The organism is Streptococcus pacificus, from assembly GCF_016481305.1.
In the GTDB taxonomy this organism is placed as follows: Bacteria; Bacillota; Bacilli; order Lactobacillales; family Streptococcaceae; genus Streptococcus; species Streptococcus pacificus.
Genome location: NZ_JAENBO010000002.1, coordinates 59,749 through 86,721 on the forward strand (window position 1 = coordinate 59,749; position 26,973 = coordinate 86,721).

The 26,973-nt window shown below is 35.6% G+C and carries 17 protein-coding genes, 1 tRNA gene and 2 pseudogenes; 3 read left to right on the plus strand and 17 right to left on the minus strand.

Going from position 1 to position 26,973, the window contains the following annotated elements:
- Positions 1-190: 190 nt before the first annotated feature.
- From arcC to JHK62_RS03490, 6 genes are all read right to left on the minus strand, one after another.
- Positions 191-1,138, minus strand: coding sequence for a carbamate kinase (gene arcC / locus JHK62_RS03465; RefSeq protein ID WP_199575304.1), 948 nt, complete (start codon positions 1,136-1,138; stop codon positions 191-193).
- A 14-nt stretch (positions 1,139-1,152) separates the two neighbouring features.
- Positions 1,153-2,487, minus strand: a complete 1,335-nt coding sequence (locus tag JHK62_RS03470) for a M20 family metallopeptidase (protein WP_199575305.1) — start codon at positions 2,485-2,487, stop codon at positions 1,153-1,155.
- A 20-nt stretch (positions 2,488-2,507) separates the two neighbouring features.
- Positions 2,508-4,001 (minus strand): YfcC family protein, encoded by a 1,494-nt coding sequence (locus JHK62_RS03475; protein ID WP_199575306.1) that lies wholly within the window; start codon positions 3,999-4,001, stop codon positions 2,508-2,510.
- 77 nt (positions 4,002-4,078) lie between these two features.
- The gene (gene argF / locus JHK62_RS03480) at positions 4,079-5,092 is read right to left on the minus strand and encodes an ornithine carbamoyltransferase (protein WP_199575307.1); all 1,014 of its coding nucleotides are present in this window, start codon (positions 5,090-5,092) and stop codon (positions 4,079-4,081) included.
- Between the two features lie 17 nt (positions 5,093-5,109).
- Positions 5,110-6,339, minus strand: coding sequence for an arginine deiminase (arcA, locus tag JHK62_RS03485; protein ID WP_199575308.1), 1,230 nt, complete (start codon positions 6,337-6,339; stop codon positions 5,110-5,112).
- A gap of 255 nt (positions 6,340-6,594) precedes the next feature.
- Positions 6,595-7,275 (minus strand): Crp/Fnr family transcriptional regulator, encoded by a 681-nt coding sequence (locus JHK62_RS03490; RefSeq protein ID WP_199575309.1) that lies wholly within the window; start codon positions 7,273-7,275, stop codon positions 6,595-6,597.
- A 202-nt stretch (positions 7,276-7,477) separates the two neighbouring features.
- Here JHK62_RS03490 and JHK62_RS03495 point away from each other — a divergent pair, with 202 nt between their 5' ends.
- Positions 7,478-7,954 carry an arginine repressor gene (locus JHK62_RS03495; RefSeq protein ID WP_199575310.1) on the plus strand — a complete coding sequence of 159 codons (477 nt, stop codon included), beginning with the start codon at positions 7,478-7,480 and terminating at the stop codon, positions 7,952-7,954.
- A 246-nt stretch (positions 7,955-8,200) separates the two neighbouring features.
- Here JHK62_RS03495 and JHK62_RS03500 read toward each other — a convergent pair whose 3' ends face one another.
- The 8 genes from JHK62_RS03500 to JHK62_RS03535 all read right to left on the minus strand — a co-directional run bounded on the left by JHK62_RS03500 (position 8,201) and on the right by JHK62_RS03535 (position 13,972).
- Positions 8,201-10,846 (minus strand): valine--tRNA ligase, encoded by a 2,646-nt coding sequence (locus tag JHK62_RS03500; RefSeq protein ID WP_199575311.1) that lies wholly within the window; start codon positions 10,844-10,846, stop codon positions 8,201-8,203.
- 376 nt (positions 10,847-11,222) lie between these two features.
- Positions 11,223-11,477 (minus strand): DUF1912 family protein, encoded by a 255-nt coding sequence (locus tag JHK62_RS03505; RefSeq protein ID WP_199575312.1) that lies wholly within the window; start codon positions 11,475-11,477, stop codon positions 11,223-11,225.
- A gap of 113 nt (positions 11,478-11,590) precedes the next feature.
- Positions 11,591-11,661 (minus strand) — tRNA-Thr (locus JHK62_RS03510).
- 115 nt (positions 11,662-11,776) lie between these two features.
- Positions 11,777-12,310: an Asp23/Gls24 family envelope stress response protein gene (locus JHK62_RS03515; RefSeq protein ID WP_199575313.1), complete on the minus strand. Its 534-nt coding sequence runs from the start codon at positions 12,308-12,310 to the stop codon at positions 11,777-11,779.
- Positions 12,311-12,359: 49 nt separating this feature from the next.
- Positions 12,360-12,905, minus strand: coding sequence for an Asp23/Gls24 family envelope stress response protein (locus tag JHK62_RS03520; protein WP_199575314.1), 546 nt, complete (start codon positions 12,903-12,905; stop codon positions 12,360-12,362).
- Between the two features lie 11 nt (positions 12,906-12,916).
- The gene (locus tag JHK62_RS03525) at positions 12,917-13,108 is read right to left on the minus strand and encodes a DUF2273 domain-containing protein (protein WP_199575315.1); all 192 of its coding nucleotides are present in this window, start codon (positions 13,106-13,108) and stop codon (positions 12,917-12,919) included.
- A gap of 19 nt (positions 13,109-13,127) precedes the next feature.
- Positions 13,128-13,715, minus strand: coding sequence for an alkaline shock response membrane anchor protein AmaP (amaP, locus tag JHK62_RS03530; RefSeq protein ID WP_199575316.1), 588 nt, complete (start codon positions 13,713-13,715; stop codon positions 13,128-13,130).
- A 17-nt stretch (positions 13,716-13,732) separates the two neighbouring features.
- Positions 13,733-13,972 carry a GlsB/YeaQ/YmgE family stress response membrane protein gene (locus JHK62_RS03535; RefSeq protein WP_199575317.1) on the minus strand — a complete coding sequence of 80 codons (240 nt, stop codon included), beginning with the start codon at positions 13,970-13,972 and terminating at the stop codon, positions 13,733-13,735.
- 367 nt (positions 13,973-14,339) lie between these two features.
- Here JHK62_RS03535 and JHK62_RS03540 point away from each other — a divergent pair, with 367 nt between their 5' ends.
- The gene (locus JHK62_RS03540) at positions 14,340-17,021 is read left to right on the plus strand and encodes a transglutaminase domain-containing protein (RefSeq protein WP_199575318.1); all 2,682 of its coding nucleotides are present in this window, start codon (positions 14,340-14,342) and stop codon (positions 17,019-17,021) included.
- Positions 17,022-17,077: 56 nt separating this feature from the next.
- Here JHK62_RS03540 and JHK62_RS03545 read toward each other — a convergent pair whose 3' ends face one another.
- The 3 genes and pseudogenes from JHK62_RS03545 to JHK62_RS07895 all read right to left on the minus strand — a co-directional run.
- Positions 17,078-18,448: an MATE family efflux transporter gene (locus JHK62_RS03545; protein ID WP_343044341.1), complete on the minus strand. Its 1,371-nt coding sequence runs from the start codon at positions 18,446-18,448 to the stop codon at positions 17,078-17,080.
- A gap of 1,565 nt (positions 18,449-20,013) precedes the next feature.
- A pseudogene (locus JHK62_RS07985) lies at positions 20,014-22,245 on the minus strand (discoidin domain-containing protein); the annotation flags it as partial.
- 330 nt (positions 22,246-22,575) lie between these two features.
- Positions 22,576-26,028, minus strand: a pseudogene (locus tag JHK62_RS07895) (glycoside hydrolase family 2 TIM barrel-domain containing protein); the annotation flags it as partial.
- 322 nt (positions 26,029-26,350) lie between these two features.
- Here JHK62_RS07895 and JHK62_RS03555 point away from each other — a divergent pair.
- Positions 26,351-26,899, plus strand: coding sequence for an NADPH-dependent FMN reductase (locus JHK62_RS03555; RefSeq protein ID WP_199575320.1), 549 nt, complete (start codon positions 26,351-26,353; stop codon positions 26,897-26,899).
- Positions 26,900-26,973: the final 74 nt, after the last annotated feature.

Consider the following 26,973-nt stretch of genomic DNA (forward strand, 5'->3'; position numbering starts at 1 on the left):
TCCTTTGATAAGACGATTGATTAGTCTTTGTTGTTTATTATTTTACCATATTGCATTAAATTCAGCTTAAAAATGTTTTTGTTATCCAAATAAATTCTTAGAAAACTTCATTTTTTTTGAAATAAAAACCTTTTTTTGTCATCAAAAAAGTCCTTCTTAGAAAAGAAGGACTTTATGGTAATTAAAGTTTTCAATCTTTAACAACTTGTGTGCCACCATCTCCTGTCAAAACATTTTCAATGTTTTCAAGAGAAGTGATAATCGCTTTACCTTCAGGATAGTTTTCAACAAAAGCAATTGCTGCTTCTACTTTAGGCAACATACTACCAGGGGCAAATTGATTTTCAGAAATGTATTGTTTCATCTCTGAAACGGTTACAGTTTCTAGTTTTCTTTGATCTGGCTTATTATAATTAACATATACATTATCAACACCAGTCAAGATGACAAACAAATCAGCTTCAACTAATTCAGAAAGTGTTTGGCTGGCAAAGTCTTTATCAATAACAGCCTCAACACCAGTGAGTTTATGAGTGTTAGTATCTTCAACAACTGGGATGCCACCACCACCTGCACTAATAACAACAACACCAGAATTAACTAAAGACTTAATAACATTAGCTTCTTTAATTCCAACTGGTTTTGGTGAAGGTACCACCTTACGCCAACCACGTCCAGCATCTTCTTTAAAACTAGCCTTAGTTTCAGCTTCTTGTTTTTTAGCCTCTTCTTCTGTTAGGAAAGGCCCAATTGGTTTGGTTGGATTCTTAAAGGCCGGATCATCTTTTGAAACAATCACTTGTGCGACAATAGTTGCCACTTCTTTGTTAATGCCTTTTTCTTGTAATTCATTGACAAGAGCATTATCTAACCAAAAACCAATGCTACCTTCAGTCATTGCGACACAGGTATCTAGTGGCATAGCAGGATTCTTTTCAGAATCAGCAGCAGCCTGTTGTAATAATAAGTTCCCTACTTGCGGTCCATTGCCATGGGTAATAATTAAATCATCTCCATTTTCAATGAATTTAACAAGTGATTTAGAGGTTTGAATCAGAGCTTCTTGCTGAGCTTTAGCAGAAGCATCTGTAGAAAGAATCGCATTTCCTCCAAGAGCAACAACTATTTTTTTTCCCATATAAAATTCCTCCATTATAACATTAATAATTGATAAATAGTTTCAGCATAGATAGCCATCGCTTGATAGAGATCATCCAACGGAATCCGCTCGTTTTCCTGATGCTCTGTTAATAATGTATGTGGAAAGGCTGCCCCAAAAGCAACACAGTTTTTCATAGTTCTAGCAAAAGTAGCCCCACCTGATGTCATTGCTGGAGACATATCTCCTGTCATTTCACGATAAACTTTTAATAAGGTTTGGATTAACTCACTATCTAAAGGGACGTAGAGTGGTTCGACATAGTCAAATTCTTCATAAACTAAGCCATACTTTTTAACTGTCTCAGATAGTTGCTTCACTAGTTTTTCTTTGTCTGCTAAAACAGGGATTCTCATATCAATTCGAATTTCAGAATGCTGTTCATCAATCGTTAAACCAGCAACATTAAAAGACAATCGACCAGACGGCTCATCCTCGATGACACCAAATAGTTGACCTCCAGTACCATCATGTCCCACATGAGTCAATAAAAAGTCAATCGCTGGATGAGATTGAATTGGAGATAAGCCTTCAATCAAACGTATAATTGCATTGACACCTTCAGCCGCATCTTTTGAATGTTTTGCTTCACCCAAAACAACAACACCTTCATTTGTTGTTTCATAGGCATAACCTAATGCTTTCAAATTTTCCTTAAGATCATTTTGATGCTGGCCTTCGTAAAGGGCTTTACCAGGGACTACATTGAAGGCTTGTCCGAGTTCTAAAGCTAAATCAGAACTTCCCTTACCAGTGATTTTGACTTGTAACAAGCCTTTTTCTGCATAGGTTAAAGGGAAACTTGAATCGGGCGCAAAACCCATATCAGCGACTTCTTCAAGTTCATTGTATCTTGCCATACAACGCCATAATGTTTCTTCATCAGTTCCATAAATGAAACGAACTCGTTTATTGAAAGAAACACCAGCATCAAGTAAAGCCTTAACAGCATACATTGTTGCAACTGTCGGTCCTTTATCATCTTGTGACCCACGACCAAACAATTGATTGTCTTTAATGACTCCTTCAAAAGGATTAGTTTCCCATTTGGTTAGATCACCAGCAGGAACGACATCCAGATGGCAAAGAATAGCAATTAGAGTATCTCCTTCGCCGATTTCTGCATAGCCATAATAACCTTTTGGATCGATATAAGTTTCAAAACCTAGTCTCTTGGCAAGTTCTAATGTGGTCTCTAAAGCTTTTTGGATATTTTTACCAAAAGGAGTGCCAGCTTCTCCTTCGTTTAAAACGGATGGAATGGCAATTAATTCTTTAAGAGTATCTACACATTGTTGTTTGTGAGTTTCAGTAATAAAATCTTTCATATCATTTGACCATTTCTAAATTAGAAGAATGTTGCAACGACTAAGATAAGGATACTTAGAACAACAATAGCGACAATGAGTTTACCAACATATTTCCACCAAGTTGTAATATCAACACGTCCTAAAGCAAGACCTCCCATTACAATACCTGAGGTTGGAGTAATAAGGTTCAAGACACCTGATGCTGCTTGGAAAGCAGTAATGATCAAGTGAGTTGGTACTTTAGCAAATTCTCCCAATGGACCTAAGATACCCATTGTTGCACCAGCAAGACCTGATGTTGATGGGATCAAGAATGACATTGGTAAGTAGAAAATATAAGTTAAAACGATAAAGACTTGAGAAGATAGGCCTTTAAGTCCTTCTTCACCCCAGTGTAAAATAGTTGCTGTGATTTGACCATCATTCATCACCACTTGAATACCACGTGCCACCGCAACAATTAAAGCAACACCTAATAAATCGGCAGCACCATTAAGGAAGGCTTTGAAGAATCTATCTTCACCCATCTTAGAAACAATACCAACTAAAACACCCATGAAGATAAAGAGCATGGTAATTTCTTGGAAGTACCAATCTCCAAGCGGAAGAGAATGACCAAAGAACTGACCAAATACTGGAAGACCTGTTAAGAAATCATTAATGGCTTCAAAGATGTGAACACCAAATCCTGACCATGGAATCAAACTAATGATCATGATAAGGAAAGTAATGATAAAGATCCAGAGTGTTGCTTTTTGACTCTTAGTTAAGTCTGATTGAACATCAACTGGTTTAAAATGTTTTAAGTTTTCTTCTCTTTGAGCATACACATAAGATTTGGTTGGATCTTTTTCAATCTTGCTTGCATAGTTATAAACATAAAAAATGGAAACTCCAAGAATAACAACGAAGAATACCACACGCCAAATGGCACCATCAGCAATACTGATTCCTGCGGCATCAGAAGCCACACCAGTTGCAAATGGATTAACGGTTGACGCTAGACACCCTACTTGAGACCCTATTAAAATAATAGAGACAGCTGTTATCGTATCAAATCCTACGGCCAACATTACTGGGATTAGTAATGGATAAAATGCCATAGTTTCTTCACCCATACCATAAGTAGAGCCACCAAGAGCAAAGAGAATCATCAATACAGGAATGAGCATTTTTTCTCTGCCTTTAAAGTTTTTAACTAAAGAGGCTATCCCTACATCAAGAGCACCTGTTTCAGTGACAACTCCCAAAAAGGCACCAACCATAAGAATAAAGAAGGATACTTCAATTGCTCCACCGGTAATGCTATTACCAATCATACCAACAACTGGAGCCATCACCACTTCATAAAACCCTTGAGGATTTTGCTCTACTGTTTCATAAGTACCTGCTATTAAGTTTCCAGTTTCTTCACTAACTTGATACTGACCTGCCGGAATAATCCATGTTAAAATCGCCATGACAGCAATAATCAGGATAAGTACCGTATAGGAAGAGGGCATTTTAAATGCTTTTTTTACTTTTTCAGTCATAAATTTCTCCTATCTATAGAAAAAACCGTTCTGGCTCTGATTTTAAAAATCAAAACCAGAACAGTTTGATTTGTGGGTTATACTTTTGGAATAAAGAGATCGCCCAAAGTAACTGCCATGACAGCTTTAATGGTGTGCATACGATTTTCAGCCTGATCAAATTGTCGGCCATGTTTACTTCTAAAGGCAGCATCAGTGATTTCCATACTATCAATGCCGTGCTCTTCTTTAATTTGTTTACCATATTCAGTTTCAGTATCATGAAAGGCAGGTAAACAGTGTAAGATAATGAAGTCTTTGTTGTCAACTAGACTTAATAACTCTTCATTGATTTGATATGGTTGTAGTAAAGCGATACGTTCTGCGAATTTATCTTCTTCACCCATTGACACCCAAACGTCTGTATAAAGCACATCTGCATCTTTTACAGCAGCTTTAACATCAGAAGTAATTTTAACTGTTGCACCAGATTCTTTGGCATATTTTTCAGCCATTTCCACTAATTCTTTTTCAGGGAAAAGTGATTCAGGAGCAGCAATAGTCACATTAACACCAAGGATTGCACCCGTTACTAATAAACTATTGGCAACATTGTTACGACCATCACCACAATAAACCAAGGTTAAACCTTCCAACTTTCCAAAGTTTTCTTTAACAGTAAGGTAGTCGGCCAACATTTGTGTGGGATGCCATTTATCAGTGAGTCCATTCCATACCGGAACACCAGAGAATTTAGCCAAATCTTCAACTACTTTTTGACTAAAACCACGGAATTCAATCCCATCGAACATACTACCAAGTACAATAGCAGTATCTTCAACAGATTCTTTTTTACCTAATTGAATATCATTTTTACCAAGATACTCTGGATGAGCACCTAAATCAATGGCAGCAGTTGTGAAGGCTGCACGTGTTCTTGTTGATGTTTTTTCAAACAAGAGAGCAATGTTTTTACCTTCTAAATAACGATGCCAGACATTGCGTTTCTTCAAATCTTTCAAATGAGCCGAAAAATCAATGAGGTACTCTAATTCTTCACGAGTGAAATCAATTTCAGCTAAAAAACTTCTTCCTTTAAATACTGATGTCATTAGTTACTCCTTTTTAATTAAATGTCTTCACGAATGATTGGCATTGACATACAACGTGGTCCACCACGTCCTCTAACCAATTCACTTCCTTGGATTTTATGTAATTTTAATCCAGCTTCTTCTAATTTTTTGTTTGTCACAACATTACGGTCATAAACAACAACTTCACCCGGTGCGATGGTTAATGTGTTTGACCCATCATTCCATTGTTCACGAGCAGCTGCAACCAAGTTTGAACCACCACAACGAATGAGAGTGACTTTTTCTAACCCAAGATTCTTAGCTAGAATATGTTCTAAAGTATCTTTTTCTTCAGCGATACGAACACCGTCTCCTTCAGGGACTACTGAGAAGACACGTAAGCCCCCTTCAATTTCTGGATGGATAGTGAATTTATCATAGTCAACCATGGTAAATACAGTGTCCAGATGCATAAACTTACGGTTGTTTGAAATTTCAAAAGCTAGAATTTTCTTGAAGCCTATGTTTGATGAGAAAATATTTGCCATCAATTTTTCAATAGACTCTGCATCTGTTCTTTGAGAAATACCAACTGCCAAAATATCTTTTGAAAGTACTAACTCATCACCACCTTCGATACGAGTAGTTTCTTTACGATCGTATACAAACGGAATATCAGCATCTTTAAAGCGAGGGTGATATTTGAAAATGTATTTAGCATACAAAGTTTCACGGTTTCTTGTTTCAGAATACATATGATTCAATGAAACACTGTTACCAATGGTAGCAAATGGGTCTCTAGTGAAATAAAGGTTTGGCATTGGGTCAATCGCAAATGGGTAATCAGATTCTACTAAATCGGCTAAGCCCTTATTTGTAATTTCCGGTAGTTCAACTTTTTGAATACCAGCCATTGTTTTATTAATCAACTCTTGATTATCTGAGATATCAAGCAATAACTTACGAATACCTTTTTTGGTTTGTCTTCCTCTGACATTAGCTTCTGAGATGTATTCATCAATAAATGCTTCTTTGATTTCTTGACTTGTTAACGACTCAGCCGCTAATTGCTCTAAATACAATACTTCGACACCACAATCTCGTAATACTTGTGCGAAATTGTCGTGTTCTTTTTGCGCTTGCTCTAAAAATGGAATATCATCAAACAATAATCTTTCAAGATAATCAGGAACAAGATTTTCTAATTCTTGACCTGGTCTATGAAGAAGAACTGTTTTTAATTTTCCAATTTCAGAATAAACATGAATTGGTCCTCGTTCAGTCATTGATAGACTCCTTTCTTTTCCAATAAATTAAGCTATATAAGAACATTGTTCTTACTTATCAACACCATTATTGTAATCGTTTTCAAAGTTAAAAACGTGGCTTTTTTAACAGATAAAACGTGATGCTTTTAACACTATTTTGAGATTAAATGGAAATTTATCAGAATTAGAAAGTCTTTACTAGAATATTTATCGTTTTTATCAAAAAAAATAATATTTATTCTTGTATAAAAAAGTAATATTTTTTTAAAATTCTTATTTTATGTACTTCAAAAAGTAGTCCTTATCGAGATAAGATAATTTTTTATGCTCAAAATGGATAATCTTATTTTCCTTGAGCGGTTTAAGCACATGACTAACTGTCTCGCGAGTTGTACCACTCATATTGGCAATATCAATGGTTGTAATTGAAAATGGTAAATCCATTTCTTCTGAACATTTGTCAACAAGTAAAAATGCCAATGTTTGGATTACTCGGTCCTTTGCACTTGAAGTCACTATATTTCTTATTCTAAATTCCTGAAGATGAATTAACTTAGATAACTTCTGACATAACATTTTCATTTGATTTTTATTGCTAAGTGAAAAAGATTCATAAATGTCTCTTGGAAAACAAATATACTCCACAGCTGTAATGGCTACAGCTGAAAAACGATAACTTTTATCTAAAAAAAGGCCACCATAAGGGAAGATTGTATCTGTGTTAACATAATCAATATAAATAAAGGATCCAGAAGAATCACTTTGTTCTAATTTAACATGTCCTTTTAACAGAATATATATCTTTTCCAAAGGATCACCATCAAAAAATAAAATCTGATCCTTAGGTACCTTATGATAGGTCATTGACGCCACTAGTTGATCGAATTTAGAAATCTCTAGATATTTAAAATCATCTAATTCCCTCAAATGCTGATAGAGCTCTTTTCCAACCATCTCCTAACTCCTTTTCACACTTTACTGACCAATTTTCTCTAATCCTATTATTATTATAACATAACAAAAGACATTAGTCCTTTCAAATCAGTATAATAAAAAATTAATAAACTCATACTATTGTCATAAATAAGAATTTTCTGTTATAATTAAATTAGTAGTAACTTGTAAACAATTTCATTTATTTAGAAAGGATATTATTATGAATAAAAAGGAAATACGGCACCAACTTATTTTATCCCTCATTTCTGAAAATAAAATAAATACGCAGCATCAATTGCAGCAAGAGCTCAAAAATAAGGGCATTTCTGTCACACAGGCAACCCTATCTCGTGATATGAAAGACTTGCATTTGGTCAAAATATCAGATGAAGATTCCTACTATACTGTTCACAGTATCGCCCCTGGACGTTGGGAACATCGCCTTCGCTTTTATATGGAAGATGCGCTTGTGATGTTGAGACCAGTTCAACACCAAGTCATTCTTAAAAGTTTACCAGGTCTGGCACAATCGTTTGGTTCTATTTTAGATGCTATGCAACTTCCTGATATGGTTGGCACTGTTTGTGGTGATGATACTTGCTTGATTATTTGTGAAGATGCTGAAGGCGCAAAACGTTGCTTTGAAAAACTAAGTGAATTTGCACCGCCATTCTTTTTTAGTAATCAGATTAATTAAAAGCCAAAAGCCATCAACAAATTGTTGAGGGCTTCTTTTTTTAACAATAATGCTTATAATAATCACATCTTCTTAATATGGATTTGTAACCTCTCGAAAGAAATTCTTAGTTTAACAATAATCTTTCAAATGAAACAATATTAGAACATCTTATAAATAAGAGAGAAATTCTCCCATTAAAAAAGGATAAAAATGATTATTTTTATCCTTTTTCTTTATCTTAGTTGTTTTACCCTGAACGGAAGACTACTGTAGTTTTTTCATTTCCTCAATACGAACCATTGTCGCATCATATTTTTGTTGATAATCTGCTTGTTTTTGGCGTTCTTTTTCAACAACTTCAGGCTTAGCATTTGCGACAAATTTTTCATTAGAGAGTTTTTTAGCTACCATATCAAGTTCTTTTTGCCATTTAGCAAGTTCTTTATCCAAACGTTCCAATTCTTCACTGACATTTAATAAATCAGCTAGAGGCAGAAAGATTTCAGCACCAGTAATGACACTAGACATAGCAAGTTCAGGAGTGTCAATACCTGTTCCGATTTCCAAATGATCTGGATTGGTAAAACGTTTGATGTAATTACGATTAGCATTAAAGAATTTTTCCAAATCGTCATCAGATGTTCTAATAAGAATAGTGATTGGTTTACTTGGTGCAACATTCACCTCACTACGTGCATTACGAACAGAACGAATAAGGTCTTTAAGACTTTCTACTCCTTTATGAGCTATTTCATTTTCAAATTCTGGACGAACAACAGGGTAAGTAGCAGTCACAATAGATGTTGTCGAGACTTGTTCAAAAAGAGCTTCAGTGACAAACGGCATAATTGGGTGAAGAAGTCGTAAAATCTGATCTAACGTATAGAGTAAGACTGAACGTGTCACAGTTTTTTCTGCTTCGTTATCACTATAAAGCACTTCCTTGGTTAGCTCAACATACCAGTCTGCAAATTCATCCCAAATAAAGTTATAAAGGATGTGCCCAGCAACACCAAATTCGAATTTGTCAAAGTTTTCAGTAACTTTTCCTATGGTTTCGTTAAGATTATGAAGTATCCAGCGATCTGTCACATTACCAGCCTCTTCTTGGGCCACTTTTTCAACAGTTCTTTTAGCTTCTTCTAAACTTAGTCCTTCATTGTTCATTAAAATGTAACGGGAAATGTTCCAGATTTTGTTGATGAAGTTCCATGAGGCGTCCATTTTCTCATAGCTAAAACGAACATCTTGTCCTGGTGCTGAACCGTTTGATAAGAACCAACGTAAAGCATCTGCTCCGTACTTATCAATCACGTCCATTGGGTCAATACCATTGCCTAAAGACTTAGACATTTTGCGTCCTTGTTCGTCTCTAATCAAACCGTGAATTAACACATTTTTAAATGGTGCTTCTTTAGTGAATTCCAAACTTTGGAAAATCATTCGAGATACCCAGAAGAAAATGATATCATAGCCTGTTACCAGTGTTGATGTAGGGAAATAACGTTTATAATCATCGTTTTCTTCATCAGGCCAACCCATAGTTGAAAACGGCCAAAGAGCTGAACTAAACCAAGTGTCTAGAACATCCTCATCTTGAACCCAACCTTCTTCTGTTGGTGCTTCTTCACCCACATAAATCTCACCAGCTTCATTATACCAAGCAGGAATTTGATGACCCCACCAAAGTTGACGAGAAATTACCCAGTCATGAACATTTTCCATCCATTGTAGGAAGGTATCATTAAATCTAGGTGGGTAGAAAGTAACCTTGTCATCAGTTGACTGATTTTGAATCGCTTGTTTAGCTAGTTCATCCATCTTGACAAACCACTGAGTGGATAAGCGAGGTTCAACCATAACGCCAGTTCGCTCAGAGTGACCAACGCTATGCACTCGTTGTTCGATAGTAACAAGATTGCCTAATACTTTTAATTTTTCAACAACAGCTTTTCTTGCTTCAAAACGATCCATACCAACAAATTCACCAGCAAGTTCATTCATGGTTCCATCATCATTCATCACATTGACTTGAGGGAGATTGTGACGTTGACCTACAAGAAAGTCATTAGGGTCATGGGCAGGGGTAATCTTAACAACACCAGTTCCAAATTCTGGATCAGCATGTTCATCAGCAACAATTGGAATCTTTTTATTCACGATTGGCAAAATAACATTTTTTCCAATCAACTCCTTGTAGCGCTCATCTTCTGGATTAACGGCAACAGCCACATCACCAAACATGGTTTCTGGACGAGTCGTAGCTACTTCTAGGGCACGAGAGCCATCTTCCAACATATAGTTCATATGATAAAAAGCACCCTCAACATCCTTATGGATAACCTCAATATCAGATAAGGCCGTACGTGCTTTTGGATCCCAGTTGATAATAAATTCACCACGGTAAATCCAGCCTTTTTCATATAAGCTTACAAAAACTTTTCTCACAGCTGCAGAAAGACCATCATCTAAAGTAAAGCGTTCTCGAGAATAATCTAAAGATAAACCGAGTTTACCCCATTGTTCTTTGATGGTAGTGGCATACTCATCCTTCCATTCCCAGACCTTGTCCAAGAATTTTTCACGCCCTAAATCATAACGTGAGACACCATCTTCTGCTAGACGTGCTTCAACTTTTGCTTGTGTTGCAATTCCCGCATGGTCCATTCCTGGTAACCACAGGGCATCATAGCCTTGCATGCGTTTTTGACGGATAATAATATCTTGTAAAGTGGTGTCCCAGGCATGTCCTAAATGGAGTTTTCCAGTCACATTTGGTGGCGGAATAACAATAGAATAGGGTTTTGCTTTTTGATTACTAGATGGTTTAAAAACAGATTCTTCGAGCCATTTCTGATAACGACCCGCTTCAACATCATTTGGTTGATATTTTGGTGATAATTCTTTCACTCTCAAATCTCCTTTGTTTTTTGTCGTTTAAGGTTTGTTTAAGCTAAGACGACTATACTATAGTCATCCTAAAACTTTTCTTTTTTATAAATCTCCCGGAAACAACACATGACTCATGTGTTGTTTCTTTTTACTTTAAGAAATAAATAAAAAGACCCTATCTTAACGATAGGGACGAATGTTTATCCGCGGTACCACCCACATTCGGGCATAGCCCGCTACTTTTAATTATTTCATTAGTGACTCAGCAACAAGCTCTGGGGTTTTCTGTGCGGATTTCTCAGCAAGACCGCTCTCTGTGACAGATTAATTCAAAGCACCTCTGATGGTTTTATTCTAACAAAGACATTAAAAAATAGCAAGACCTTTATCTGTTTTAATAATATCTTTCAGAAGAAAGATGGTCTGGTAGGGCATGGAAATCTTTTCCTTGATGATAATTGGCCAATTTACCCTGTAAAAATTGGTAAGCATCTAATCGACTTTCGTAGCGAATGATAGCTTCTTTAGCTTTTTCGTCTTTATAAGTTTCAAACACTTTTTCACTTTCTTTTTTTGCCATCTCATTAACCATGACTTGAGTATTTAACCATTCCTCAAATGCTTTTAGAAATTCTTGTTCGTAGGTCATTTACTTCTTCCTCATTCTTTTTTAATCTTTTTTTATTATATCAAAAATAATCATCATGATAATACTTCATCTCATAAATGAAAAACAGTCAGAACATCTGACTGTTTTCTTTCTGCCACCACCGAGAATCGAACTCGGAACGGAGCATTACCATTGCTCTATTATACCATTTAACTATAGCGGCTACCTCAATATAATACTATATTCTCTTTTCAAAAGCAAGTCCATAATGATATTATTCTAATTTCGTTTTAAGGCACAAAAAATAAGGTGATAATCACCTTATTTTTTATTTAATATTATTGCACACGTGATTTAGACAAGTTTTCTTTAACGTTTTCGGTTCCATCAACAACAGCATCTTTAGCTTTGTTAGCAGTGTCAGAAGCTAACTCACCAGTTGATTGCGCTACGTTAGAAAGACGGTCTTGAAGAGAAACAGCATTTTTTTCAAATTCTTCTTTCGTTTGAATATCAACAACATTGATATTCACTTCAACGACTTCAAGATGAGTCATTTTTTCAACACTCTTAGAAATAACTGCTTTCATTTCATCAGCAATTTTTGGAATGTCTTTGTCATATTCTACAACAATGTTAAGGTCAACAGCTACTTGTTTTTTACCTACCTCAACGTTAACGCCATCAGTCACTGATTCTGAGTTAACTAATTTGTCTTTAATATTTGCAAAGAAGCCGCCATCGACTGATAATAAACCGTTAATTGTTTTAAGAGCATGACCGATAATTTTTTTAATCACTTGATCTTCGTAAGACACTTCACCTTTTAATACGGGTGCTACTGTTTTGTTTTTATTTGTTTCATTTGCCATAAGATATTCTCTCACTTTTCTTTATTTTATTTTTTATTCATTCACTACTTTATACAACACGAGGTTCAGAAGATTCAGTAGCTTTTTCTAAACTACCACTGACACCTGATTTGATTTTATCAAACTGTTCAGAAGTCATTTCACCTGTAGCATTAGCAACACCAGTAACACGGTCTTGAAGACTAACAGAATCAGCTTCGTATTGTTCTTTTGTTTTAATATCAACAACTTTAACATTAACTTCAACAACATCTAAATCAGTCATCTCTTTGACTTCTTTTTCAATAATTGCTTTGATATCACGATAAACGGTTGGTACATGTTTTTGGTATTCCACAATAATGTTTAAATCAACTGCTACTTGCTTAGTTCCAACCTCAACATGAACACCATCTGTTACTGATTCAGTGTTCACTAATTTGTCTTTGATATTTGAAAAGAATCCGCCATCAACTGCTAAAAGACCATCAATTGAAGCAATTGCTAAACCAATAATCTTTTCGATAACTTTTTCTTCAAATGTCAATTCACCTCTGACACTACTCACTTTTTCAGGAGTTTCAGCAACCGCTGCTGTTTTTACTTCATTCGCCATCTTTTTCTCCTTTAACGATTTTTGTTAATAAACTTATCTAAGAGTCCTGTTGTTTTCAAATAAAAACCAACAAAAGCTCCCAAACCGATACAAATCAATAATAATAAGGTTTTAAAAAAACCAACAGATATAATAAAAACTGCCATTAGAAGACCAACAACGCCTCCTAAAATGGGGTATTTATATTTTTCAAAAAGTTCCATTTTTTCTCCTAATTTCTATTTAAACAACACGTGGTGCTGCAAGCTCTTTTTGAGGTGCCTTAATCTTTTTAACGGATATGTTAAATTTAACAGATTGGTTCAAGCCAAAAAACTCTCTCAACCCTTTTTCGATATCTGTCTTGATTTGACTAACTTCTGGAACAACATTAACTCTTGACTCAAGGGTCCCTGAAACAACCACTTTGAACTTACGCTTATATAATTTAACAGAAACATTAGGAGTTTCCATTATTTCTTTGTTGTGTATTAAAGAGCGAACATAACCTTCAATTGCTGATTTACTCAGTAACAAAGTTCCTTGTTTTTCTTTTAAATCAATCTCAGTTTTAGTTCTTGGATAAAATAGTACTACTAAAATTGCAATAATGATGACAACAAATAGTACTAATGACACCCAAAACAAATATTGAGATAGAAAGCCATCATTAAACATAGTTAAATAGGAAGGAAGTTCTATTTTGTATTGTAACCACTTCATATAATCGGGTAAAACAACACTATGAGCATTGATAAATACAACTGCTCCTAGGAAAGTCAAAACCAATATTCCTATTATAAAACTAATAATTTTAGTTAATTTAGACATTCGTTATAAGTTTCCTCCTATTTTGATTTCAATTTAGAAACCACTACAACTAAGATAACTGCTCCAATGACAGATGGAATGATTGCCATTCCTGCTAAGGATGGTCCCCAACTCCCAAGTAACCATTGACCAATGGAAGAGCCTAAGAGGCCAGCAACAATATTTGCTACCAAGCCCATTGAACCACCTTTTTTAGTAATAGCTCCAGCAATAGCACCGATAATACCACCTACGATTAATGACCAAATTAATCCCATAATAATATTCTCCTTTTGATATATATTTCCAAATTATAATTTTCAAAATTATATAGTTTGGATTTTATAGCAATAAACTATATATTAATTCTATAATGTTTCTAATTAAGAGTCAATTATTATGCTTGTGAAATAATTTTATTATCAAAATTTTATTTTCCCATTTTAGTTATATTAATTCTATTAATTTATAATTTTAAATTATTTTAAGAAAAATAACTTATTGTATTTTCTCTTCATAGGAGATGCAATAAACAAGTAGCGATTACCTCTTTGATTTGACAGCATTTTTTTCTAATAATGATATTGTGAAAACGTTTAATTTATTGTAAAATATAAACAATAGATACAAAATAAAGGAGATAACATGAACCTCAAAAAATCATTATCAAAAGCAATGATTTTATCACTCACTTCTAGTACTATTTTGATCAATCTAGACACTCTAAAAGTGTTTGACAATCCTTTTATGATAACCGCATTGGCTGACACTAGGACTGATAATCAACAGATTAATGCTAATGCTTTAAACTTTATCAAAGCATATGCCGATCCTACTGGTTTTTCCCAGTGGGATGAAACACTGCCTGGTTTAACGATGACAAAAGCCCAGGAAGAAGAATTAAATGCTTTTGTTGGAAATGAAATTATTAAAAATCCAAATGACAGTGACATCAATAAGGCAGAGCAGATTTTCAACTGGATAACAAATAACGTCAAATATGCTACAGGCAATCAAACCCCTAGAGCTAATCCTTACGATGTTATGACAGAAAAAATCGCGGTCTGTGGTGGGTACTCTAACCTTTATAAAGCTATGTTAAATGCTGCTGGTATTCCTTCTGTTGTTGTCTATGGAACTATTCCATCTGGAAGTACAGTCAATAATTTGCCTCTAGATCCTGCTCATCAGTGGAATGCAATGTATATTGATGGCGAATGGTATTATTCTGATAGCACTTGGGGAAATGGTTATTTTAAAAAATCAATCTCTGATTTCTCAAAAGATCATAAAACGACAAATATTCACAGAGTCACATATAATGACAAACAATTGACAATTGGTTTTGAAAATAGTGGATTATCTGTTGTCAGTATTAATGGCGCTGAGGAACAAGTCACAATCCCAGACACTTCTGCTAATTCTCCTATTATAGCTTTATCAGCTCAACTATCAGCCAATAATAAAACACTTAAAAAAATAATTCTTGGAGAAAATGTTAAACATTTTGAATCTGCCGCTCTTGACTTTGAATCACTTGAAACTATTGAAGTTTCTTCAAAAAATCAATGGTATAGTGCTAAAGAAGGCGTGTTATTCTCAAAAGATTTGTCAACCATTGTTTACTATCCAAAAAATAAAAAGGAAACCTCCTTTACTATTCCAAAAGAAACTAAAAGCTACGATGAAAAACAAACGTTCCAAAATCCTAACCTCACTAGTTTTATAGTTGAAGAAGGAAACCCTAATTTTTCATCCTATCAGGGCGTGTTACTTAATAAGGAGCAAACAAAATTACTGACTGTTGCAGAAGGTGCCACTGAAGCAACTATTCCAGGTTCCGTGTTGCTAGATAACATTGCTCTATCTTTCAAACCCAACTTAAAAACAGTTACCTTAGAAGAAGGGATCACTACTATTCCTGATTATGTTTTTAATGGTTCTAACCATTTAATAACTGTTAATATTCCTGACTCAGTAACAACGATTAACAAAGATGCCTTTTATGGTATTCCAACAAAGCAATTAACACTAGTTGGTAGTGAAGACTCTAAAGCGAAAGAATTTGCTCAACAACATAAGATTGCCTTTCGTTCCAAACAAGAAAAGCAAGAGCATCCTAATGATGATGAGGTTAAAAGAAAAGTTCAAAAACTGATTGATGATGTTGGTCATGTGAGAGAAATTGATTTCACGCCTGAAAGTTTTGAACCCTTCCAAGCTAAAATTTCTGAACTAGGTGCTTTACTTGCTGGAGATAACCTTACCTTAGATAAATTAAATAGTGTAATCGATAGTATTTATAAAGCTTATGCTAATCTGGTGCCAAAAGAAAGCTTAGATAAACAGTTATTAAATGATGTCCTAGCCGCAAAAGAACATTATGAAAATCTCAAGAATTCGATTGATCCAAATTCACCAATGTCTCGTGAAATGTTGGATAAATTAATTGAAGCAATAATAACCTATAATAACGCACTAGAAACAGCTAAAGAAACGGTTAAAGATGTTGCTATTATTGAACAATTAAACACTCACTCTTCTATTGATTTACCAAAAATTGAATGGTTTGTTCCAAAAGAAGCGCCTAAAGCTGAAGGGGTACCAGAATTCAACGGCAAGCTTGAAGAAAAAGTACCTGAGAAGGCACCTATAGCTGAAGATGCGCCAGAATTCAACGGTAAACTCGAAGAAAAAACACCTGAGAACACACCGAGTGTTGAGCTGCCCCTAGCTGAATCAAGCGTCCCTCAAAATGCGCCGAGCGCTGAAGATGCACCAGAATTCAACGGTAAACTTGAAGAAAAAGTACCTGAGAAGGCACCAAGTGTTGAGCTTCCTCTAGCTGAATCAAGTGTTCCTCAAAATGCGCCGAGCGCTGAAGATAAACCAGAATTTAACGGTAAACTCGAAGAAAAAACACCTGAGAACACACCGAGTGTTGAGCTGCCTCTAGCTGAATCAAGCGTCCCTCAAAATGCGCCGAGCGCTGAAGATGCACCAGAATTCAACGGTAAACTTGAAGAAAAAGTACCTGAGAAGGCACCAAGTGTTGAGGATAAGCCAGAATTTAATCAACCTTTATTGGAAAAAGTACCTGACAATGCACCAAGTGTTAAAGATAAACCAGAATTTAAAGGAATACTAGATGAAAAAGTTGTGTCAACTCAAAAAATAGAAGAAGAAAATCATCTTGCTAAGCAAGACCAAACAAATGAAACACTTCCTAAAACTGGAGATCCTAACACTTTCTCTTTAGTTGCTTTCTTAGCGATTATCGTTAGCATCGTATTAGGAACTGTTAATAACAAAAAAGAAAATCATTAGTTTCTATTGAAAATAAAATCTCAACATCTGAAGGATGCTGAGATTTTTTTATTTTCTTATTCTAATGTGTTAATAATACCTTTTTTAATCTTACTAAAGAAGAACAATGAAATAAACATTGAGACAACTTCAGCGACGAAGAAAGCCCACCACACATAATTAACATTTCCAGTTAAAGACAATAACCAGGCTGTTGGGCTCAGAATAACTAATTGGCGATATAATGACGTCATCAAAGAGTAGATACTTTTTGAAAAGGCCGCAAAAACACCACTAATTGTTATCCCTACAGCAGCCATTGGAAAGGATAGGGCTATAGTACGTAAAGCAGCAACGCCAATGGTTTCCATTTTGGGCGTCGCATTAAATAACGATAACAATTCTTTAGGAAATAGTTCTAAAATGATTAAGCCGATAACCATAATAGTAACAGCTAATAGCATAGCAAATTTAATGGCTTGATTAATTCTATCTTTTTGACGTGCCCCATAATTATAGGCCAATACTGGTACCAAACCACCATTTAAACCAAAAATAGGCATGAAAAAGAAACTTTGTAGTTTGAAATAAACACCGAAGACAGCTACCGCTGTTGTTGAAAATCCTAATAAGATTTGATTCATGATAAGTAACATCAAAGAACCAATTGAAACCATCAAAGTTGAAGGGATACTAACTGAGTATATTTTAACAATTGTTGATTTAATAGGGTGAAGAATACTTTTTAGAGATAACTGAATGTCTTTATTAAATTTAATATTGAGGTATAAGGCTAACATTGAAGCCATTGCTTGCGCCATAATTGTTGCAATAGCGGCTCCGGTAACCCCCATGGCTGGAAGACCAAAATAACCAAAAATCAAAATAGGATCCAAAATAATATTAAGGACAGCCCCAAAAATTTGAGAATACATACTAAGAACAGATCTACCAGTAGATTGTAATAAACGTTCAAAGGTTATCTGTGCAAACGCACAAAAGCTAAAGACACAAATAATAGTTAAATAAGATTGACCATAACCAGCTATCACTTCGTTTGAAGTTTGAAATAACATGAGAGGCCTTACTGCAAAAAGACCAATTGCCAAAAAGATGAGTGAATGACAAGCATTTAAGAAAATTCCTGTATTGGCAGCATCACTAGCACCGACAGAGTCCTTTTCTCCTAATTTTTTTGACAAGAGAGCATTTATCCCTACCCCTGTTCCAGCTGCAACTGCAATTCTAAAGTTTTGAACAGGAAAGGCAAGAGAAATGGCTGTTAAAGCATTTTCATTAATTTGTGCGACAAACATGCTATCAATAATGTTATAAAGTGCTTGAACCAACATTGAAAACATAATAGGTAACGAGATGTTAAAGATTAGTTTTTTGATGGACATTGTGCCCATTTTGTTCGTTTCTGATACTTGAGTAATATGAAACACCTACCATTCTATTCATTATCGTTTTATCTAACAAGATAGAAATAACTCTTCTATCTCAAAAAAGACACTAGATTAATATATCATAAATTATTTAAAAAATCATTGATTTGAACCGCCATCATTACTATTTTATTTCACTTTTAATTTTCAATATAGTGAAAAACCCATCATAAAAAAGCTTAAGTTTAACTTAAGCTTTTTTATTTAGTTTGAGACAGGCAAAAAAGTAGATATTATTCCTCTTTTCTTCTGCCGTAACCAAACATACCAACAGCTGTAATCAAGCCAACCATTCCTAGTGCTTCATAATTAAAGGTATCCCCTGTTCTAGGCAACTCTTTTTGATGAGTTGATGAAGCATTTTGAGTAACGGTTGAAGATGATACAGATGACTCTGTAGTTTCAACACTATTGGCCTTATTTTCTTTTCCAGATTGATAAACAATACCATAGACACTGAAGTGTTTTGTGACAAACACAACGGCATTATGAGTAACGTTATTCGAATCTTTAAAGGTTGTCATGGTGAATTCAAGTGATTGTTCACTTGCTGAATTAGGAAGATAGATAACACGTCCAACTTCTTTACCATCATCCATTGGAAGGATAACTAAAACATCTTTAAGCGGTTGAAGTGGATTACCATTTTTATCTAATAATTCAATGTCAAATAGATCATAATCAGCTGCATTTAGATTTTTTGCACCTTTACTATCCATATGTCCAACTTTGATTCCTTTGATAGCTGAACGTTCACCTTTTTCAAGGATGACACGTACTCCTGAACCAGTATCCACTAACTCAACACTTCTGACATTTGTCTCTTCACCTGGTTGATCTGGAGTTGGGGTTTCCTCTCCTGGTTGATCTGGAGTTGGGGTTTCCTCTCCTGGTTGATCTGGACTTGGGGTTTCTTCACCTGGTTGATCTGGACTTGGGGTTTCCTCACCTGGTTGATCTGGAGTCGGTGTATCCCCTCCTGGTTGATCTGGACTTGGGGTTTCCTCTCCTGGTTGATCTGGGGTTGGCGTATCCTCACCTGGTTGATCTGGACTTGGGGTTTCCTCTCCTGGTTGATCTGGAGTCGGTGTTTCTTCACCTGGTTGATCTGGACTTGGGGTTTCTTCACCTGGTTGGTCTGGACTTGGGGTTTCCTCTCCTGGTTGATCTGGAGTCGGTGTTTCTTCACCTGGTTGGTCAGGAGTTGGCGTATCTTCACCTGGTTGTTCTGGACTTGGGGTTTCCTCTCCTGGTTGTTCTGGACTTGGAGTATCTTCACCTGGTTGATCTGGGGTCGGGGTTTCCTCATCTGGTTGATCTGGGGTCGGCATTTCTTCCTTACCATCTAGGGCGTTAGCTGCGCGTTCGAGAACTGCTTTTATAACATCCAATTGTGATTGGCTAATCTTCTCTTCTTTTAATAGGGCTGCAGCTGCTGCATAGGCTTGGTCGTAATTGTCTTTCTTGTCTTGACTAGCCTTTTGGTAGCGAATATCCTTCACTAGTTCTGCTTGCTTAGCTAATTCCTCTTGTAATGGTAACTTATCTAAAAGAACTAGATTGTTAATCGCTTCGCTTAGTTGGGCCACATAAGCATCTACTGTTTCTTGTTGAGTAACATCAAGTTTGCCATTGATTTCTTTCACTAATGCTTCAAGAACAATCACACCATCATAAGAATAGTCATTGAGATTTTCTGGGATTTTTTTCAATTCTGCCAAGACATTAGAATAATCCGCTGAGAAGTAAGTTGGGTTTTTCGCCACAAATTTATCCATTAATCTAAAGACATTTTGACTCTTATATTGTGCTCTTGGACTATCTGCCCAAACAGCTACCATACTTCCTATAATTGGAATATCATATCCTTGTGATTTCGGTACAGCAGTGATATCACTCTTATCCATACCATCTAAGCCTTGGTCAAGGTTATACCAACCAGAACCTTGATAGTCACGGCCTAAAACATAATACCATGCGTCATTGGTGTTTAAAATAGGATGTCCTTTTTCAGATAAGAAGTGAGCTGAGGCAACATCATAACCTCCCCAACCGCCGGTCCACATAGAAACAATGATGTTCTTGTCGAATTCACCAGATGAAGTGTCTTCATTGTAGTAGACACCATCATTGAAGGCCATTGGTTTAAGATTGTTATCTGTCACGATTTTCGCTAAATCGTTGGCATAAGCTACAAATTTACGGTATTTGCCGGTTCTTTGTAACACTGTCCATCCCTTAGCATCTGTGGCATCATTGGCGTACTCATCAAGACCGATATTGAAGATTTCAACTTTACCATTGAAGTAGCTAGCGTATTTACTAATCAAAGCTTTGGTAAAGTCAACAGCTACAGTATTATCTAAGTCAACTGTTCTGTCAGATGTTCTGCCACCATATCTAAATTTAGGATTTTGAATACCAAGTGTTTCCATTCCGGTCAAGATGGCATCCATGTGGCCTGGACTGTTAATTGTTGGTATTAAAGCGATACCTTTATCCTTGGCGTAAGCAATTAACTCATCCATTTCTGTTTGTGTTAAATGATTACCATTTGGATCATTGTAATAAGCATTGGTACCACTAATCATTGCTTCTTTAACGTCTTGACTGGTGTAAGTAGTCTCTCCAACTTGAATTGTCATATCATCCAACAAGAAGCGAAGACCATCGTTTCCTAACAAGAGGTGTAGGTCTGTGAAGCCTTTCTTGCTGGCATGATCAACAATTTCTTTGATTTGAGCTGGGCTGAAGTATTTACGACCAGCATCAATAGAGATGATTTTCTTAAGCGCTAATTTATCAATTTGATTTGGTGTGTCTTGGTTTTGATCACCCTCTCCTGGAGGTGTCACATTTGGTTGAGTTGTATCGCCTTCACGATATTCAATAAGACGTACTTCAGCCGCTGACATGAATTTATTGTTTCCAGTGTCGTCAAGTGTGCTAAGCGCTACAAGTTTAAAGTATTGTGCCTCTACAGGGTTTTCAAAGCGTGCTTCTTGCCAACCTTGTTTGTAAACAAATGAACCAGTACCTATTTCTTGCCAATCAGTATTATTATTGGATGATAAAATTTTATAATTTTTAACAGTTCCATTGAGCACATCACGTCTAGCCATATAAGCTAAGCCACTGATTTTCTTAGGAGCTCCTGCATCTAAAGTCAACCATAGTTGATCTTTAGACGCTAGTGGTCTCCATGAACTGTGCCAAATGGTGTTAGGATCTCCATCAAGGGCATATTTTGCTTCATTTCTAAAGCCAATTTGCTCAGATCCCACTTCAATTTGGGTATCTTCTTTTGGAAGATATGCATTACCTGTAATCGTATAAACTTTAGTTTGCGTTTTATCTTCAGATTCTGTAAATATTTTAATCACATTATTATTTTCTGGCAAAATAGTGACAGCGACATTTTTTTCTTTATTTGAGGCAACAAGATTTTTAAGACCACCCTCAATAGTCATTTTTTCTGAAATTTGACGGCCACTAAAGATTTTATTACCAACACGTAGTTCTGATAATGAAGCGTCTGAATATTTTTCAAATTCCTCAGTTGCTTTTTTTAGTTCCACTTCAACGATACCAGTTGTTGGTTTACCAGATCCAGGACTCTCATCTCCATTGACAACTGTTATAGAGAACACTACAGCTGGTACTGGTTTTTCAAGCCTATAAGTTACTTTATGAACACTTCCATTTACAACTGGTTCTGATGCAACGGCATTGACAGTTATTGATTCAGAACCTTTACCTAAGGCATAACTAAATGTTGTTGATTTAGGAAGGGTCATCGCATGCTTATCTGTTGCAAAATGGATGACAACTTCAGAAATATTATTTGCAGTATCGTAAACGAAACTTAGAGTTGAATCTTTATCTCCTGTTTTAGCAGACTCATAATTTGACCACAGTGTTTCGTTTGGTCCTCCGTCATTATTAGGGGATTGGATAATCTGTCCGTCATTAATAGCGCTCAGAGTATCTGATTTTGCTCCTGTAGTATCTTCTATAACTTCCACTGCTGACGGTGCAACATTTTCACCAATTTTGACATTCTTATTTGCGACACGAATGGAAGCCACTACACTATGTTTTTCGCCTAGAACATCTGCTTCTCCTGTCAATTCAAATAAACCTTCCGTATTCAATTGTTGGTCATCTGCGTTTTGCCATACAACAGGGAATTGCGCAGAAACTAGTGTACCATCAGCTAGATAAGCTTGTACAGTACTTGGAAGATTTAAAGGACCACCAACTTCAATAGCCTGACTAATATTTTTGATGCTAGCAATCTTATCGATAACTGAGACATTGACTTCAACTTTTAAGTCAGTTCCTGAAATTGTTCCGACTGCTGTAAATGCTTCTCCTTTTGCTAAGTGACTATTAATAGTGTTTTCATCAAAGCTTAAAGTTCTTCCCTCAACACGTCCATCTTCAAACTTAATTTGAGTGGTTTTAGGAAGATTTAATGTTGTGTTCTTTCTAATATAAATGGTTTTAGGAATAAGATAACTGTCAATCTTATCAGCATCAATCGTTTTAATACCTTGAACAGCGAAAGTAGAAGTTGCTGGTGTCAAACCATCTGCTGTTGATGTGATGGTAACATTTCCTGAATGACCCTTCATGCGAAGAATAGCAACGACTTTTCCTCCAAATGCTTTACGATTTGAATCGTTGTATTTTTGTAAATCAGTAGCATCACCATTATCAAGAGCAATTAGTTCTGCTTCCCCTGAAACAGCTATTTGAATTGGTTTTTTATGGTTAACAACTAAATTACCATTGGTATCTAATACACTAACTTCTACATAAGCAATGGAATGATCTGTCACCTCAGTATCAGTTGTGATTAATGAATGCTTCAATTGTGTTGCTTTACCAAATGTACTTAAGCTATTGGTACCAAAAGTATCATTAATTTCTTGACCTGAAGCATCGTAAGCTTTCAACTTAATGGTTCCTTTGGCGTAAGGAACTTTCCAAGTCAAGTAAAGGTTTTGATGTCTATTTTCAGGTTCTCCAGAAACATTAGCATCTTTATAAAGTTTATATTTGTGGCCAGCTTCAGTTGTTTTTTCAACCGCTACTTTTTCTCCAATGAGTCTTTCTTGTCCAGTTTCATCAACGAAAAATAGCTTGACACGATCAGCATTAGAGTAGGCAACTACTTCAACGTTATTGTTAGAATCTTTTTCGACCACACTTTCTTCCCATGCAGGTAACAAGTGAAGTGTTGTTTTATCTTTTGCCCATTGACTAGCATAGAAGTAATAGCTATCTTTTGGAATACCTGCCGTATCGACAATTCCAAAGTAAGAACTCTTTGGAGCAGGTAGAGAGGTTCCAGATGTGGTTGGATTCCACGGGGTAGGTTCTCCTAGATAGTCAAATCCGGTCCATACAAATTCACCAGCGACAAAATCACGTTTTATAGTGTCAAACCAAGCTTCACTAGCGACATGACCCCAGTGAACAGCACTTTTATCATAAGATGTTCTTTGCTTGTCTTCTATACTATTTTGGAGACCTTCTCTAGCTCCTCGATAACCTAATATCTTATAAAAAGCTCTGCTATTTACCGCTGAGGCCGTTTCTGATCCATAAATAATCCAGTCGGGATGGCTGTTATGACCGTCATCATATTGTTGACCATTAGCATAGTTATAACCAACAATACCTTTGACTTTACCATTAGTAAGGGCATTTGCCATTCCAATAGCTTCGGCCCATTTTGCTTTTAATTTATTGTCACCAAGTGTTGGAGGACGTGTTGGATCTTCTTCATAAATCCAGTCCATTAATTGCGCTATAATTTGAGGGTAAGTTGAATTATTACCACCATGTCCTTCCATGACTTCATTACCGGTTGACCACATAATGACGGATGGATCATTTTTAGCTGCTCGAACCATTTGTTTGATGTGATATTCTGACCATTTTTGGTTAGGTGAAGCATTCAATAATCCTGTGACAGAGTCACCAATTTGTTTGTCAAAGAAACGAGAGTAATCATTGTAATTACTATTTTTTGCGTATAACCACGTATCAAAAGCCTCATCTATAATAAGCATCCCTTTACGGTTAGCAACATCTCTTAAAGCTTTAGCAGATGGATTATGAGTAACACGAATAGCATTGACACCCATTCCTTTTAAAATATCCACTTGACGTTCTATAGAGTCATAGTATGCTGCAGACCCTAAAGCACCTTGGTCATGATGCATAGAAACGCCTTGAAGTTTCACGTTTTTACCATTGAGGTAAAACCCTTTATCTTTATCGAACTTAATAAATCTAAAGCCAATTTCTTGTTCATTGGTTTGGATTTTTTTACCATCTTTGAACACTTCTGTTCTAACAATATAAAGATTTGGATTTTCAACTGACCATAATTTTGGAGAAGTTACCATCAAATGGCTAGCTACTTTAGCCTTGCTCCCTTTTCCAATGCTATGTGCTTTCGTCATCGTTGATTCGGCTACTTTTTTACCCAGTTGACCGTCTTTTTCACGTTCAAAAATACTTGTTTGGAGTGTGACATTGGCATCTGTTTGATCACTGTTAATGATTTCAGCTACAACATCAACTCTGCTACCGGTTGTCTGATGATGTGTTGTCTCAATGTCAGGCGTTTGAATAGTCACCCCAAATTCTGCTAGATGAACGTTTGGAGCAAGATTTAATTTTACTGAACGGTAAATCCCACTACCAGAGTACCAGCGTGAACTTGGTGTATTGTTGACCACTTTAACAGCCAAGAGATTTTCTTCATTAGGTTTAATGTATTTGGTCAAATCAAAACTAAAAGCATTGTAACCGTAAGGATGAACTCCTAGTGATGTCCCATTGATAAACACTTCTGTCTCCATATAGGAACCATCAAATTGAATGCTTACAGAACCTTTTGCCACTTCTTCAGAGACAGTAAAGTTTTTTCTGTACCAACCTGTACCACCAAGTTTAAAACCACTTTCACCTTCTCCAGATGACGTATAATCTTGATTAATACTGAAATCATGAGGTAAATTTAATGTTTTCCAACTTGAGTCATCAAAATTCTTCTCAGATGCTCCAGTATTATCCCCCATGCTAAATTTCCAGTCATTATCAAAATTAATGGACTGGTCTGTTTTATCGTAATAATTAAGTTTTTGCCAATTGGCAGGAGTGACTGTTGATGATTGATTATCGTCACTAGAGACAGACTCATTTGTTGCCATGTCGTCTGCTTGTTTTTCTTCTACGACACTCAATTCACTAGACTGATCATCAGTTGCTTTTTCTTCTTTTGAAACATTTATTGTTTGGTCAGTTGTTTCAGAAACAGCAGCAGCTTCTTGCCCTTGCTCATCACTAGCCAACTCGACATCTTGTGATTCAGATTCTGTAGTGACATTCTCTTTAAGTTCAGTATGTAACTGTCCGTCTTCTGTCACATCAGCAGAAGCTATTAAAGGATTTGTTCCAAATAAAAAAACTCCCACTACTACAGAGCCTACTCCTAAAGTTGTCTTGCGAATGGAATGTCGAAAAATTTTATTCCAATTCGATTTACGATTATCTTTCATAAAACTCTCCTTTTTTTTATTTCCAAAACTTTTATTTTTTTGGAAGCGCTTTATAAACTTATTCTATCATTTTTAAAAATAAATTCAACAGATAACAGACAACTTTTCAACATTATTTCAACAAAATATTTTTTAAACTTTCTCAAACATTAATGATTGTTAAAAAATAATCCAAAATACGTAATAAATAGTTTCGTTTCCTGATTAACAAAATGAAATCTTTCGCTATATTTTAAAATTTTTTAAACAAAAGACTTTACAAATCATATAATTCTAGATATAATTATTTCATATTCTAAATAATTTTTTAAGGAGAAATTTTATGTCTAAAAAAATTCTTTTCATCGTAGGTTCATTACGTAAAGAATCATTTAACCACCAACTTGCTAAAGAAGCTGAGGCTCTACTTTCTGGAAAAGCTGAAGTTTCTTACCTTGATTACTCTGAAGTCCCAGTATTTAATCAAGATTTTGAGACTCCAGTTCTTCCTGCAGTAGCTAAAGTTCGTGAAGAAATCCTAGCTGCAGATGCTATTTGGATCTTCTCTCCAATTTATAACTTTGCTGTACCAGGAGTAGTTAAAAACCTTTTAGACTGGGTATCACGTGCTTTAGATCTTTCAGATCCAACTGGTCCATCAGCAATTAACCAAAAAGTTGTGACTGTTTCTTCAGTTGCAAACGGTGGACACGAACCATTGTTTGCTGAATACAACAAAATGCTTACATTTATCCGTACAACTGTTGTTGGTGACTTTACAGCATCTAAAGTTAACCCTGAAGCTTGGCAAACAGGTAAACTTGAAGTGGCTGAAGACGTAAAAGAAAATCTTAAAAAACAAGCTGAAGTTCTTCTTGAAGCAATCAACTAGAACTAAAAAAGAACTCCCAATGGGAGTTCTTTTTTATGTCAATTTTAATAAAAAAACAGACCTACAAATGTAGG